This window comes from Comamonas sp. C24C (assembly GCF_053345995.1).
Map to the genome: position 1 here is coordinate 29,352 of NZ_JBKFBC010000007.1, position 14,728 is coordinate 44,079.

The 14,728-nt window shown below is 63.0% G+C and carries 12 protein-coding genes; 9 read left to right on the forward strand and 3 right to left on the reverse strand.

The features are described 5' to 3' along the window. Positions 1 to 15: 15 nt before the first annotated feature. Entirely contained in the window at positions 16 to 1,023 is a 1,008-nt protein-coding gene (locus ACLBXN_RS13995; RefSeq protein WP_447612513.1) for an AraC family transcriptional regulator, read from the reverse strand. Positions 1,024 to 1,253: 230 nt separating this feature from the next. Between ACLBXN_RS13995 and ACLBXN_RS14000 the strand changes: the two genes are divergently transcribed. The 4 genes from ACLBXN_RS14000 (at position 1,254) to ACLBXN_RS14015 (ending at position 5,947) form a co-directional block, all read left to right on the forward strand. Beyond that, positions 1,254 to 2,714, forward strand: coding sequence for a flavin-containing monooxygenase (locus tag ACLBXN_RS14000; protein ID WP_447612514.1), 1,461 nt, complete (start codon positions 1,254 to 1,256; stop codon positions 2,712 to 2,714). A gap of 54 nt (positions 2,715 to 2,768) precedes the next feature. After that, the gene (locus ACLBXN_RS14005) at positions 2,769 to 3,716 is read left to right on the forward strand and encodes an alpha/beta hydrolase (RefSeq protein WP_447612515.1); all 948 of its coding nucleotides are present in this window, start codon (positions 2,769 to 2,771) and stop codon (positions 3,714 to 3,716) included. An 11-nt stretch (positions 3,717 to 3,727) separates the two neighbouring features. After that, positions 3,728 to 4,684: a 3-hydroxyacyl-CoA dehydrogenase gene (locus tag ACLBXN_RS14010; RefSeq protein WP_447612516.1), complete on the forward strand. Its 957-nt coding sequence runs from the start codon at positions 3,728 to 3,730 to the stop codon at positions 4,682 to 4,684. 240 nt (positions 4,685 to 4,924) lie between these two features. Then, positions 4,925 to 5,947 carry an aldo/keto reductase gene (locus ACLBXN_RS14015; RefSeq protein WP_447612517.1) on the forward strand — a complete coding sequence of 341 codons (1,023 nt, stop codon included), beginning with the start codon at positions 4,925 to 4,927 and terminating at the stop codon, positions 5,945 to 5,947. A gap of 173 nt (positions 5,948 to 6,120) precedes the next feature. On the opposite strand, the gene ACLBXN_RS14020 is transcribed toward ACLBXN_RS14015, so the two are convergent. Further along, positions 6,121 to 7,014, reverse strand: a complete 894-nt coding sequence (locus ACLBXN_RS14020) for a CoA transferase (RefSeq protein ID WP_447612518.1) — start codon at positions 7,012 to 7,014, stop codon at positions 6,121 to 6,123. Positions 7,015 to 7,583: 569 nt separating this feature from the next. Between ACLBXN_RS14020 and ygiD the strand changes: the two genes are divergently transcribed. Further along, a complete protein-coding gene (ygiD, locus tag ACLBXN_RS14025; RefSeq protein WP_211456782.1) occupies positions 7,584 to 8,510 on the forward strand; it encodes a 4,5-DOPA-extradiol-dioxygenase in 927 nt (308 codons plus the stop codon). A gap of 190 nt (positions 8,511 to 8,700) precedes the next feature. Here ygiD and ACLBXN_RS14030 read toward each other — a convergent pair whose 3' ends face one another. Continuing rightward, positions 8,701 to 9,897, reverse strand: coding sequence for an amino acid aminotransferase (locus ACLBXN_RS14030; protein ID WP_447612519.1), 1,197 nt, complete (start codon positions 9,895 to 9,897; stop codon positions 8,701 to 8,703). A gap of 174 nt (positions 9,898 to 10,071) precedes the next feature. Between ACLBXN_RS14030 and uvrB the strand changes: the two genes are divergently transcribed. From uvrB to iscU, 4 genes are all read left to right on the forward strand, one after another. Continuing rightward, positions 10,072 to 12,138, forward strand: a complete 2,067-nt coding sequence (gene uvrB / locus ACLBXN_RS14035; RefSeq protein ID WP_087084545.1) for an excinuclease ABC subunit UvrB — start codon at positions 10,072 to 10,074, stop codon at positions 12,136 to 12,138. Positions 12,139 to 12,366: 228 nt separating this feature from the next. Further along, positions 12,367 to 12,903, forward strand: a complete 537-nt coding sequence (iscR, locus tag ACLBXN_RS14040; RefSeq protein WP_003054211.1) for a Fe-S cluster assembly transcriptional regulator IscR — start codon at positions 12,367 to 12,369, stop codon at positions 12,901 to 12,903. 173 nt (positions 12,904 to 13,076) lie between these two features. Then, on the forward strand, positions 13,077 to 14,297 hold the full coding sequence (locus ACLBXN_RS14045) for an IscS subfamily cysteine desulfurase (RefSeq protein WP_029158470.1): 1,221 nt from the start codon (positions 13,077 to 13,079) through the stop codon (positions 14,295 to 14,297). 34 nt (positions 14,298 to 14,331) lie between these two features. Continuing rightward, a complete protein-coding gene (gene iscU, locus ACLBXN_RS14050) occupies positions 14,332 to 14,727 on the forward strand; it encodes a Fe-S cluster assembly scaffold IscU (protein ID WP_003054213.1) in 396 nt (131 codons plus the stop codon). The last annotated feature ends 1 nt before the right edge of the window (position 14,728 follow it).

Here is a 14,728-nt window from a genome sequence, read left to right on the forward strand (position 1 = left end):
GGTCCTACACCGAGGCTATACCTCCCAGGAACCATGGCGCAGCTGACGGGGGGATTGGCCAAACCAGCGCTGGCATGCTCGGGTGAGCACGGCCTGGTCTGAATACCCCAGCAATTGCGCGATATGGCCCAGGCTCAGCTCGGGCTGTGCGAGCAATTGGGCCACCCAGGTCTTGCGTGCGCTATCGCGCAGTTCCTCGAAGGCCGCGCCTTCCGCTTGCAGGCGTCGCTGCAGGGTGCGCGGGTGCTGGCTCAGGGCGCGTGCCGCCGAGGGCAGGTCGGCCATGCCCATGCGAACCAGATTGGCCAGCGCGTTGCGCACCTGGTCCGTCACACTGGTATCCCTGCCTGGTGCGGCTCCCAGCAGGAAACGTTCGACAAACTGCTGCAGCAGCCGGTTGTGCCGAGGCATGGGCTGACGCCAGGCCAGCGGGTCGACGGCAATGCCGTCAAAGCTGGAGCCAAAGCGCGGCAACTGGCCCAGGTGCCGCCGGTATTGCGCGCTGCTGCCCACGGGGGCATGGCGCAGATGGATGGCGGAGGGGCGCAGCGCACCTTCGGACAGCACATGGATCAGGCGGCACATATAGGCCACGCAGATTTCCGTGCCCTGGGGCATGTGGGCGTGGGAGGGCAGGCGCGAGAGCACTTCCACGCATTCCAGCCCCTCGTCAGGCACCATGAAGGTTCTGTAGCTCAAGGTGGGGTTGTGGAAGTGGACATATTTGCCGCCCTGCATCATGCCTTCGCGCACGGTGGGCGCTGACTGTATGACCAGCCCCAGCAAGCCCAGGGTTTCGACACCTTGCCGGGCGCACAGGCGCAGCCCGAAATCCTGCACGCCCAGCACACAGGCGGCTTCCTCTATGACCAGGGCCACGGCGTGACTGGGCAGGTAGCGCTCGGGGTCGGCCAGATCGACAGGCACCAGGCCGCAGGCGCGCAGTATGGCGGCGGGGTCACCGCCCTGTGCGCGCACCAGGTCTTCAAAGCCCGCAAGCGAGGCGGCGCGGACACTGGTCATGACGGCGGAATCAGCAGGCTTGGTAGGCATCGGGGTATGTACTGCATGTCGTTCAACATCAAAATCCTGTCGCGCAAACACAAGTTTTGCCAGAGGGCTAGACCTAGCATGGCTGCGTGACAGACACGATTGACGCAAATCAGATCTAGGCGGGAGCTTCACCTCCAGGCCACGATCCCGGCTCATTCCTGTCGGCTCACACCCCAGCAGACAAGCAGGAGACACCCGGTATGGCACAGCATTTCGACTTTCTCATCATCGGCGCCGGTATTTCCGGCATTGGTGCGGCGCGTCATCTGCGTGAGCAGTTCGCGGACCGCAGCCTCGCCATCCTCGAGGCCATGGACGGCTTCGGTGGCACCTGGTGGACGCACCGCTACCCAGGGGCTCGCTCGGACAGCGACCTGTTCACCTATGGCTATGGCTTCAAGCCCTGGACGGGCAATGCCATTGCCACGGCGGACGAGATTCGCCACTACCTGGCCGAGACCATTGAGGAGAACGGTCTGGCCCCGCTGATCCGCTACGACCACAAGGTGCAGTCGGCCCGCTGGTCGTCCGAGGACAGGCGCTGGATGCTGGAAGTCACCCACGGTGGCTCGGACGAGGTGCAGACCTTCACCACCGGTTTTCTCTGGGTCTGCGCCGGCTATTACGACCACGGCCGGGGCTATACGCCAGAGTGGCCGACGCTCAAGGACTTCAAGGGCCAAGTCATTCACCCGCAGCACTGGCCGAAGGAGCTGGACTACTCGGGCAAGCGCATCGTGGTCATAGGCTCGGGTGCCACGGCGGCCACGCTGATCCCCAGCCTGGCGCCGGATGCTGGCCATGTGACCATGCTGCAGCGCTCGCCCACCTTCTTCCTGCCCGCGTCCGAGCATCCGCTGGTGCCGCTGCTCAAGCCTTTGAACCTGCCTGAGGACTGGTACCACGAGATCATGCGCCGCGCCTTCATCGCGCGCACCGACGAGATCGTGCAGACCTCCAGGCAGTACCCCGAAGCGATGCGCGCCTTCCTGCTTGGCGAGATCCGTTCGCACCTGCCTGAAGGCTTCGACATCGACAAGCACTTCAACCCCGGCTACCGTCCCTGGCAGCAGCGCATTGCCGTGGTGCCCAACGGCGACTTCTTTCAGGCCATGCGAGAGGGCAAGGCCTCGGTGGTGACGGACACCATAGAGAACTTCGACGCCAGCGGCATCCAGCTGACCGGCGGCGGGCATCTGGACGCCGACATCATCGTTACTGCCACGGGCTTCAATCTCAAACTGTTCGGCGGCATTGCGTTCAGCGTGGATGGCGCGCCGGTGGATTTTCGCGAGCGCATCTCCTACCGGGGCGTGATGATCGAGGGCTTGCCCAATATGGCCTACACCCAGGGTTACTTCCGCTCCAGCTGGACGCTGCGCTGCGACCTGGTGTGCGACTGGGTGTGCCGCCTGCTTGCCCATATGCGCGAGCAAGGCCACGCCGAGGTGCGGCCTACGGTGGCTGCAGCCGATGCCGGCATGCCGCGCCTGTCATGGATAGAGGCCGACAACTTCAACGCCGGCTATGTGCTGCGTGCGCAGGATGCCATGTTCGGCCAGGGCGCCCGCCAGCCCTGGAGGCATGACCTGGAGTACGCCGAAGAGCGCGTGGTTCTGCCGGCCGCATCGCTGCAGGACGATGCCTTGGCCTATCGCTAGGCCCGTCCCCCGTATCCCTTGCCTCGATCTTTATAACGACAGGAGACTTCAAGCATGGCTCTCGATCCCCATCTGGCCGGCGTCCTGCAGCAACTGGCCGCTGCCAACAAGAAATCCACCGCCGAAGGCACACCCGAAGAGGGCCGTGCCGGCTATCTGGCGCTGACCCGTGGCTCGCTCACGCCCGAGCAGATCGTGCCCGTGGCCAGCGTGCGGGACACGACCGTGCCCGGCGGCGCAGGCCCTGTGGCCGCGCGCATCTACAGGCCCGAAGGCGCAGGGCCTTTTCCCACCGTGGCCTATTTCCACGGCGGAGGCTATGTCATCGGCAACCTGGACACGCATGACAATATCTGCCGCGAGATCTGCCGTGACGCGCAGGCCGTGGTGGTGTCGGTGGACTACCGGCTGGCCCCCGAGCATCCCTTCCCGGCAGGCATAGAGGACGCTGTGGCTGCCGCCCGATGGGTGGTTGCCAATGCGCCTGAGCTGGGGGGCAACGGCACCGTGGCCGTGGCCGGCGATAGCGCTGGCGGCAACTTCTGCGCCGTGGTGACGCAGCAGCTGCGCGATGCGGGCATTTCCCTGGCTGTGCAATTTCTCATCTACCCCGCGGTAGACCACGCCGCCGCCGAGTACGCCAGCGCCGAGCAGAACGCCAAGGGCTATTTCCTGGAAGCCGAGACCATGGCCTGGTTCTACAACCATTACGCCGGCGCCTGCCCCGATGCGCTGGACCCGCGCCTGGCACCGCTGCAGGCCAGGAGCCTGGCAAACCTGCCACCCGCCTTGATCGTGAATGCCGAGTTCGATCCGCTGCGTGATCAGGGTGCGGCCTATGCCGAGGCACTGCGTGCTGCGGGCGGGCAGGCCGAGCTGATTGAAGGTGCGGGCATGATCCACGGCTTCTTCGACATGGGCCGCTGGTCGCCCGGCGCGCAGGCCGTCATCACGCGCAGCATCGAGCGCTTTGCCGCGCTGCTCAACACAAGAACCCATTGAGGAGGCCCGCAATGACCCATGTGAATCACCTGAGCGTCCTCGGATCGGGCGTGCTGGGTGGCCAGATTGCCTGGCACAGCGCGTTCAAGGGCAAAACCGTTGTTGTCTACGACATCTCGGAAGATGCGCTGGCGCGCTGCCGTGCCGCACAGGCGCAGTACGCAGCCATCTACCTGGCAGAGCTCGGTGCCAGCGAGGCCGACATCGAGACCACGCGCCAGCGCCTGAGCTTCACCACGGACATGGCACAGGCCGTGGCCAAGGCCGATCTGGTCATCGAGGCCGTGCCGGAGATCCCGGATGTCAAGGCAGATGTCTACCGGCAGATGGCGCCGCTGCTGCAGGTCCACACCGTGGTCGCCACCAATTCGTCCACCTTTTTGCCCAGCGATTTTGCGGCTCCCACGGGCCGGCCCGAAAAGTTCTGTGCGCTGCACTACGCCAACTACATCTGGTCGGCCAATGTCGTGGAAATCATGCCGCATGCGGCGACGGCCCGGGCCACGCTGGAGACCGTCACCCGGTTCGGCATCGAGACCGGCATGGTGCCGATTCCCATCCCCGTGGAGCACAACGGCTATGTCATCAACACCTGGTTCCCCGCACTGCTCAAGGCGGCCCAGACGCTGGTGACCAATGGCATCGCCACACCCGAGGATGTGGACCGAACCTTCCTGATTGCCAACCGCGGTGCCCGCATGGGGCCGTTCGGCATGATGGACATCGTGGGCATGAAGACTTGCTACGACGTGTCTTCCTACTGGGGCCGGCTGCAGGGCGATGCGCAGCAGCTGGCCAATGCCGAATACGTCAAGACCCAGTTGATGGACAAGGGCCGTACCGGCATGCTGGCGGGCAAGGGCTATTACGACTACCCGAATCCGGCCTATGCGGCGGCGAACTTTCTGGATGTGCCTGCGCTGTCGCAGCTATCTGACATCGTCGATCGCTGTACTTCAAGAGCCTGAGTCTTTGGTGCGCTTACGGCGCATGCGGTACTGCCACTGTGCCTGTGCCTGATGCTGCAGTGAGGCAGTGCCGGGCAGGTGCCTGACGGGCACAGATTTTGATGCGGACATTATTTTGGCTTGGCATCGGCCATACACGAACCGGAAGGCAGCTGCTGGAATAATATTGCTCCAGCTTGTATAGCGGCCTGCGCCCGCGCTTGGTTCGGTTGAAGGCCTTTGGATGCATAAGGAAAGTTAATGGAAAACCGCAAAATCGGCCCATTCAGCGTGGCCAATGTGGCGCTGGGCTGCATGAATTTCTGCCATGCCTACGGCAACCCCGTCTCCACCGAGCAATCGCACGCCGTGCTGCATGCGGCCCTGGATGCGGGCGTGACCTTGTTCGACACCGCTGCCCTCTATGGCTTTGGCGCCAGCGAATCGCTGATCGGCCCCGTGCTCAAGCCCCATCGCAACCACATCACCCTGGCCAGCAAATGTGGCATGGCCGGCGTGCGCGGCGAAGACGGCGTGATGCGCCGCGTCATCGACGGCCGCCCCCGGACGCTGCGCCAGAACTGCGAAGACAGTCTCAAGCGCCTGGGCACCGATGTGATCGACCTCTACTATCTGCATCGCTGGGACAGGAATGTGCCCATCGAGGAGTCTGTGGGCGAGATGGCGCGCCTGAAGGAAGAGGGCAAGGTTCGCGCCCTGGGCCTGTCGGAAGTGGGGGCCGACGCGCTGCGCCGCGCGCACAAGGAGCACCCGATTGCCGCGCTGCAAAGCGAATATTCGCTGTGGTCGCGCAATGCGGAGCTGGGCACGCTTGCCGCCTGCAAGGAGCTGGGCATTGCCTATGTGGCCTTCAGCCCCATGGGTCGTGCCTTTTTCAGCGGCAAGCTGCAGCAGGTGGACAACCTGGTCAAGGGCGATATCCGCGCCTCCATGCCGCGCTTTGCCGGTGAGGCCTATGCGCAGAATCTGCGCCTGCTGGCGCCCATGCAGGCCGTGGCGGAAAAGGCCGGCTGCACGCTGGCCGAGCTGGCCATCGCCTGGGTGCTGCACCAGGGCGAGCATGTGATTGCCTTGCCCGGCACCACCAGCGTGGAGCATCTGCACGAAGACATTCGCGGCGGCCGCGTCCATCTCGACGCCGAGCTGCTGGCCGAGCTCGATGACATCTTCAAGCCCGAAGCCATTGCAGGTGACCGCTATGCGCTGCAAGGTCAGGGCGAGGTCGATACCGAGAAATACGCGTTTGAAAAGCGCCCAGGCTAGTGCCTTTGCGGACGCCCGGTCAGGGGTGGTCTGCGGCGTTGCCGCGCCGGCGGCGCAAATCCTCGCAATAGCACCACTATTGCTGCGGTATCGCGCGGGGGGGGCCGCCCCCTAGCACCCCATCCCGCGAAGGCCCTAGCGCGGAGGGGAGCGTAAACAGGCTCTGGTTTGCTTCAGGTTTGGGGCAGGGCGTGCAGGGGAATGTCCCTGTCCTGGGCCAGCTGCATCAGTTCCTCGCAGCTGCGCGCGGCCAGAAACCGGGCCACGCCCTGATGAATCTCGGGCTTGCGCATATCGGTTGGGTGGCTGAGCAGCAGGTCCGCCGCTTCGCACAGGCGCTGGGCAAAGTGAGGCTCCAGCGCGGCGACGGCCACGATGCCGTCGGCGCAGGGATAGATGCGGTAGCCCGCATGGGCGCCGCCGACATCGCCCGCGGGCTGGGTCAGACCCCAGTGCCAGGGCAGGGCCAGCCATTGCGCGGCCTGGGCCAGGCCGACTTCGCGCAGGATGCCGCGCCCGCTGCGGCTGCTGACGAGCACGGCCTGGAGCACGGCCTCGCTGGCCATCAGCGCTCCCGCCATATCGGCAAACAGGCTGGGGGGCAGGGCGGTGCTGCGCACCAGTCCGGCTTCGGCCTGATAGGTGAGGTCGTGGCCGGGGACATCGGCCAGCTCGCCAGCACTGCCTACCACGCGCACCAGCGACAGTCGGGGGTAGCGCTGCTGCAGGGCTTCCCAGCCCAGGCCCAGCTTGCTCAGGGCCGAGGGACGGAACGAGGTCAGCAGCACATCGGTTTGCGCCAGTTGCGCATGCAGACTGGCCTGCCCTTCGGCGGTCTTGAGATCGGCCTGCAGGATTTGCACCTGGTCATGCATCTGCGCGTAGGCATCGGGGCAATAGAGACCCATGGGGTCGGCGCTGCGGCCTGCGCCGGCGGCCAGGGGCTCAAGCTTGCGGCAATCGGCTCCCATGCCGGCACAGCGCCACAGGGCGGCAGGCCCGGGCAGGTTCAGAGCCAGGCTGAGTATGCGAATTCCTTGCAGGGGTTGAATGGCGGTGCTGGGCATGAGTGGGAGTATTCCTTGTCTGGACTTGTGCAAGCCAGTGCGGCATCAGGATGGCTTGCTGGAAGCGAAGCCTTTGTCTGATCCTGATTGGCGTGAGTCGTGCTTGTGCAGCTGCAGTTGTAGTGCAAGCGGGCCCCTGGTGCTGGCACTTTCAGGACAGTCTGTTGCGCAGGCGATGCTTTCAGGCGCTGTTGCGCTGTGGCAAGCTTGCCCCATCTAAGAACGTGTTTACGATCTCTACGCAGCCGCGTTGGAGCGCAATCGGGACGAGTTCGAAGCGATGGCCCGCCGCTTGCACCGGGGTGCAAGCAAGAGACAGCGCACAGAAATCGCCCGATTTCGCTCCAACCCTCCGGGACAGTGTCTTTGCGGACGCCCGGTCAGGGGCAGTCTGCGGCGTTGCCTCGCCGGCCGCGCGAATCCTCGCAATAGCACGGCTATTGCTGCGGTATCGCACCTAGCATCCCATCCCGCAAAGCCTCTGTCGCGGCGCGAGGAGATCGTAAACATGTTCTATAAAGCGCCCGTAGGGGCGCATTCGATTGACCGAGATGCGTAGACGTACGCTTTTGTCCCTGGGCGCAGCCTCCGTGTTGGCCGTCGGCGGGGGCTGGAAGGCTTTTTCCATGAACTCCACTTCTTCTTCCCTGTTGCCCGAGCAGCTGTTGCAGCAGCTCAAACCTTCGCCGCGCATGCCGGTGATGTTCCTGGGCCATGGCAGCCCCATGAATGTGATCGAGGACACGCACTGGCGCCAGAGCTGGAAGGCACTGGGCCAGGAGCTGACGGCTAAGGGCATTGCGCCGCAGCTGATTCTCTGCGTCTCGGCCCACTGGCTGACCGAGTCCGACTGGGCGCTGACCGGCATGGCCCAGCCGCGCACGATTCATGATTTCGGCGGTTTTCCGCAAGAGCTGTTTGATCAGCAATATCCGGCCCCCGGCGCGCCCGAGGTGGCCAGGCAGCTCGCAGCCGAGCTGCATTCGCCGCTGGACGGATCGGCCCTGCTGGTGGACCAGAAATGGGGCTTCGACCACGGCACCTGGTCGGTGCTGCTGCCCATGTTTCCCGAGGCCAGTATTCCCGTCATGCAGCTGAGCATGCCTTACGGGCTGGCGCCCGAAAAGCATTTCGAGATGGGTCGCCAGCTGCGCGCGCTGCGTGACCGCGGCGTGCTCATCGTGGGCAGCGGCAATGTCGTGCACAACCTGCGCGCCATGCAGCGCGGTGCCAGCGACAACCAGGCCTATGACTGGACGATCCAGTTCGACACCGAAGTGCAGCAGCGCCTGGACAGCGGCAATCTGGCCGATCTGAGCACCTTCCTGGACTGGGGCCCGCAGGCCCGTCTGGCCCATCCCACGCACGACCACTATCTGCCCCTGCTGTATGCGGCAGGGGCCGTGCAGGAGGGCGAAGCGCCGCGCGTGTTCAACACGGCCTACCAGTATGCGGCGCTGTCCATGCGCTCGGCCATCTGGGGATTGAGCGCCTGATCAAGATTTTGATAGCTTGCTGCGCTTGTTTTACAAAGTTTTCAGATGCTTTTCTGCCTGAAAACGATATGGGTGATGCGCTAGCAGCTATCAAATATTGAACAGGCAATGAAACAGCCATAAAAAAAGAGCAACGGATTAAAAGTCCATTGCTCTTTTGCTTTCAGGGACCAGGCCCCGAATCGTGAACTTAGATCACGGCGGCGATGGCCTTGCAGACATAGTCGATGTTCTTGCTGTTCAGCGCAGCCACGCACATGCGGCCGGTGTCGGTACCGTACACGCCGAACTCGGAGCGCAGACGCACCATCTGGTCCTTGGACAGGCCGGAGTACGAGAACATGCCGATCTGGGTGGTGATGAAGGACATGTCTTGCTGCACGCCGGCAGCCTTCAGGCCGTCAACCAGCTTCTGGCGCATGGCCTTGATGCGCACGCGCATCTCGCCCAGTTCCTTTTCCCACAGGGCGTGCAGCTCGGGGTTGTTCAGCACGGCTGCCACCACGGCACCGCCATGGGTGGGAGGGTTGGAGTAGTTGGTGCGGATGACGATCTTCAGCTGCGACAGCACGCGAGCGGCTTCTTCCTTGTCGGAGGCCACCACGGACAGGGCGCCCACGCGCTCGCCGTACAGGCTGAAGCTCTTGGAGAAGGAAGTCGAGACAAAGATGTTCAGGCCGGCAGCCACGAACTTGCCGATCACGGCGCCGTCTTCGGCGATGCCGTGGCCAAAGCCCTGGTAGGCCATGTCCAGGAAGGCGACCAGGCCCTTGGCCTTGACGACGGCAATGACTTCATCCCACTGAGCGGCAGTGATGTCGTAGCCGGTGGGGTTGTGGCAGCAGGCGTGCAGCACGACCACGGTGCCGGCAGGGGCAGCGTTCAGGTCGGCCAGCATGCCGGCGAAGTCGATGGAGCGGGTCGCTGCATCGTAGTAAGCGTAGGTGTCGACTTCAAAACCTGCGTTGGTGAAGATGGCCTTGTGGTTTTCCCAGCTGGGGTTGGAGATCAGGACCTTGGCGTTGGGGTTGAGCTTCTTGAGGAAGTCCGCGCCGATCTTCAGGCCGCCGGTGCCGCCGATGGCTTGCACGGTGGCCACGCGGCCGGACTTGACCACGTCGGATTCGGCACCGAACACCAGGGCCTTGACGCCGTTGTCATAGGCGGCGATACCGTCGATGGGCAGGTAGCCACGGGCGGTGGGCTTTTCCATCATGGCCTTCTCGGCGGCCTGCACGCACTCCAGCAGGGGCAGCTTGCCGTTGTCGTCGAAGTACACGCCCACGCCCAGATTCACTTTGTTGGGGTTTGCGTCAGCAGCAAATTGCTCGTTCAGACCCAGGATGGGGTCGCGGGGGGCCATTTCGACGGCGGTAAACAGAGACATGAAAAAATCCTTGAGGGATGGAAATAAGTCAGGTCACCCCCAGCTATTGCTCCGAGAGCGTTTGACGGACAGGGCATTGCCCGGTGCTCGAAAAAACGCATCAGCCTAGGTTAGGCTTGAGGGTTGGGCTGCCATTCTACTCGCGCTTACCCTATGCGTCATGGACATGAGATCATGCAAGAACAAAATATGACTGCCGAGCCGCAAGGCCGTTTCGTGCAATATCCGGACTCGCCGTTCGAGCTGTTCCAGCCCTATCCGCCCGCTGGCGATCAGCCCGCGGCCATCGAAAAACTGGTCGAGGGCGTCAATGACGGCGAGTCCTTCCAGACGCTGCTGGGCGTGACGGGCTCGGGCAAGACCTTCACCATGGCCAACGTGATCGCGCGTCTGGGCAAGCCGGCCATCGTGTTTGCGCCCAACAAGACGCTGGCCGCACAGCTGTACTCGGAGTTCAGGGAGTTTTTCCCGAAAAACGCGGTCGAGTACTTCGTCAGCTACTACGACTACTACCAGCCCGAAGCCTATGTGCCCCAGCGCGATCTGTTCATCGAAAAGGACAGCGCCATCAACGAGCACATCGAGCAGATGCGCCTGTCCTGCACCAAGAGCATCATGGAGCGGCGCGACGTGGTGATCGTGGCCACCGTCTCGGCCATCTACGGCATCGGCGAGCCCGAGAGCTACCACCGCATGATCATGACGCTGCGCGCGGGCGACACGCTCAACCAGCGCGATGCGATCGCGCAGCTGATCCGCATGCAGTACCAGCGCAACGACCAGGATTTCTCGCGCGGCACCTTCCGCGTGCGCGGCGACACCATCGACGTTTTTCCGGCCGAGCATTCGGAGCTGGCCGTGCGCATCGAGCTGTTCGACGACGAGGTCGAAAGCCTGCAGCTCTTCGATCCGCTCACGGGCCGGGTGCGCCAGAACATTCCGCGCTTCACCATCTATCCCAGCAGCCACTATGTGACGCCGCGCGACAAGGTGCTGGCGGCCGTGGAGACCATCAAGGAAGAGCTGGCCGAGCGCCTCAAGCAACTCGTGGGCATGGGCAAGCTGGTGGAGGCGCAGCGCCTGGAGCAGCGCACGCGCTTCGATCTGGAAATGCTCAGCGAAGTGGGGCACTGCAAGGGCATCGAGAACTACACGCGCCATCTCTCGGCCTCCCAGCCCGGCGATCCGCCCAGCACGCTGACCGACTATCTGCCGCGCGACTCCATCATGTTCCTCGACGAGAGCCATCAGATGATCGGCCAGCTCAACGCCATGTACAACGGCGACCGGGCGCGCAAGACCACGCTGGTGGAATATGGCTTTCGCCTGCCGTCGGCGTTGGACAATCGCCCGCTCAAGTTCGAGGAGTTCGAGCAGCGCATGCGCCAGGTGGTCTTCGTCTCGGCCACGCCCGCCGAATACGAAAAGACCCATGCGGGGCAGGTGGTGGAGCAGGTGGTGCGTCCCACGGGCCTGGTCGACCCCGAGATCGAAGTGCGGCCGGCCATTCACCAGGTCGACGACGTGCTGCAGGAGATCCGCCAGCGCGTGGAGCTGGAGGAGCGCGTGCTCATCACCACGCTGACCAAGCGCATGGCCGAGCAGCTGACCGAATACCTGACCGACAACGGCGTGAAGGTGCGCTATCTGCACTCCGACGTGGATACGGTGGAGCGCGTGGAAATCATCCGTGACCTGCGCCTGGGGGCCTTCGATGTGCTGGTCGGCATCAACCTGCTGCGCGAAGGCCTGGATATTCCCGAGGTCTCGCTGGTGGCGATCCTGGATGCCGACAAGGAAGGTTTTCTGCGTGCCGAGCGCAGCCTGATCCAGACCATCGGTCGCGCGGCGCGCAACGTCAACGGCAAGGCGATTCTCTATGCGGACCGCATCACGGAGTCCATGAAGAAAGCCATCGGCGAAACCGAAAGACGCCGCGAGAAACAGATGGCTTTCAACGAGGCCAACGGGATCGTGCCCAAGCAGATTGTCAAGAGGGTGAAAGACCTGATTGATGGTGTCTACAGCGAAAAGAGCGGCAAAGAGGCCGAACGCCTGCAGGAACAGGCCCTACAGCAGGCACGTGTCGAGGATATGTCGGAGAAAGACATTGCCAAGGAGATCAAGCGTCTGGAGAAGCAGATGCTCGAGCACGCCAGGAACCTGGAATTCGAGCAAGCAGCGCGTGTGCGAGACCAGCTCTCGCTTCTCAAGCAGCAATTGTTCGGCGCGGCGCCGTAGGAATATTCCTTCGCAACCCTCAGGGTTATTACGTGAGTGCACGCTGTTACCCGACAAAATTGATGGGGAATGTGATATACTCGCGTCAAACACTCAACAACAAACTTCCCTCACAGAAGGGCTCTGAACCTAATCACAGGACGGAGTAAGGGCGGAGACTGTGCTCGTCTAGGTACTGTGACCAGGCGTGCGTTTCTGTAACGAACAATCCTGACTGAAGGAGCTCGTATGCGTCTTACGACCAAAGGCCGCTTTGCGGTCACCGCGATGATCGACCTGGCACTGCGCCAGAACAATGGCCCTGTGACCCTGGCTGCCATCAGCCAGCGTCAGCAGATTTCGCTGTCCTATCTGGAACAGCTGTTTGGCAAGCTGCGTCGCCACGAACTGGTGGAATCCACCCGTGGCCCCGGCGGCGGCTACACACTGGCCCGCAAGGCAACAGACATCACCGTGGCCGACATCATCGTCTCGGTGGATGAACCCATTGATGCGACCCAGTGCGGTGGCAAGGAAAACTGTCTGGGCGAAGCCGGCCGCTGCATGACCCACGAACTGTGGGCCGCGCTGAATCAGCGCATGGTGGAATTCCTGGACTCCGTCACCCTGCAAAAGCTGGTCGACGAACAACTGGCCAAGGGCATCCAGATCGAGGACAAGCCCGTGGTGCGCCGTGCCATCTCCACTGCGCCCGTGGTCAAGCCCATCCGTGTGAACGCACCGAACTCGGTGTTCGCCCTGGGTAACGCCTTCGCGAAATCCTGATCCGCAGCCGCTCGAGCAGCGCTCGTGCGGCGACCAGATCACTCTGAAGCCCGACTCCGATAGTCAGGGCGTGGATACATGCATGGCTGTGCGGCATGTTTTCTCGCCCTGATGGCACCACGAGGTGCATCGATTCCTCACGATTTGTCAGCCAAAAACAAGACGAGCCAGTCATGGACATGACCCCGCACTTTCCCATTTATCTCGACTACGGTGCAACCACTCCGGTGGACCCCCGCGTGGCGGACGCCATGATTCCCTGGCTGCGTGAACATTTTGGCAATGCCGCATCGCGCAGCCATGCCTGGGGCTGGGAAGCCGAAGAAGCCGTCGAGAAGGCCCGCAAGCAGGTCGCCGATCTGATTGGCGCCGACCCACGCGAAATCGTCTGGACCAGCGGCGCGACGGAGTCCGACAACTTGGCTATCAAGGGTGCAGCGCATTTCTACCAAGGCAAGGGCAAGCACCTGATCACCGTGAAGACCGAGCACAAGGCTGTGCTGGACACCATGCGTGAACTGGAGCGCCAGGGCTTTGAAGTCAGCTATCTGGACGTGCAGGAAAACGGTCTGCTGGACATCGAGGTGTTCAAGGCGGCGATCCGCCCCGACACCATTCTCGCCAGCGTGATGGCCGTGAACAACGAGATCGGTGTGGTTCAGGACCTGAACACCATCGGCGCTCTGTGCCGTGAAAAGGGCATCATCTTCCACGTCGACGCCGCTCAGGCTTCGGGCAAGATGGATCTGGACATGCAGACCATGCCCATCGACCTGATGAGCCTGGCTTCGCACAAGACCTACGGTCCCAAGGGCATAGGTGCACTGTATGTGCGCCGCAAGCCGCGCGTGCGCCTGGAAGCGCAGATGCACGGCGGCGGTCATGAGCGCGGCATGCGCTCGGGCACGTTGGCAACCCACCAGATCGTGGGCATGGGCGAGGCCTTCCGCATCGCCAAGGAAGAGATGGCCAAGGATATGGCGCACGCCCGTGCACTGCGCCAGCGTCTGCTCGACGGTCTGAAGGATCTGGAGCAGGTGTTCGTGAACGGCGATATGGACAACGGTGTTCCCCATTACCTGAACATGAGCTTCAACTTCGTCGAAGGCGAGTCGCTGATCATGGGTATCAAGGGCCTGGCCGTGTCCTCGGGTTCGGCCTGCACATCCGCCAGCCTGGAGCCCAGCTACGTGCTGCGTGCCCTGGGTCGCAGCGATGAGTTGGCACACAGCTCTTTGCGCATGACCTTTGGTCGCTTCACGACGGAAGAGGAGATCGACTACGCAATCAAGTCGATCCGCGAAAACGTGCTGAAGCTGCGCGAGCTGAGCCCGCTGTGGGAGATGTACAAAGACGGCATCGACCTCAGCACTATTCAATGGGCTGCACACTAAGCACAGATTACAAAGAGTTCAAGAGGTAGACACCATGGCTTACTCCGAAAAAGTTGTTGACCACTACGAAAACCCCCGCAACGTTGGCTCGTTCGACAAGAGCGATGACTCCGTGGGCACGGGTATGGTGGGCGCGCCTGCCTGCGGCGACGTGATGAAGCTGCAGATCAAGGTCAATCCCGCCACCGGCGTGATCGAAGATGCACGCTTCAAGACCTATGGCTGCGGCTCTGCTATTGCCTCGTCTTCGCTGGTGACCGAATGGGTCAAGGGCAAGACGCTGGACGAGGCTGCGGCCCTGAAGAACAGCCAGATCGCCGAAGAGCTGGCGCTGCCCCCGGTCAAGGTTCACTGCTCCATCCTGGCTGAAGACGCCATCAAGGCTGCCGTGAACGATTACCGCGCAAAGCGCACTGCAACGGAAGCCTGAG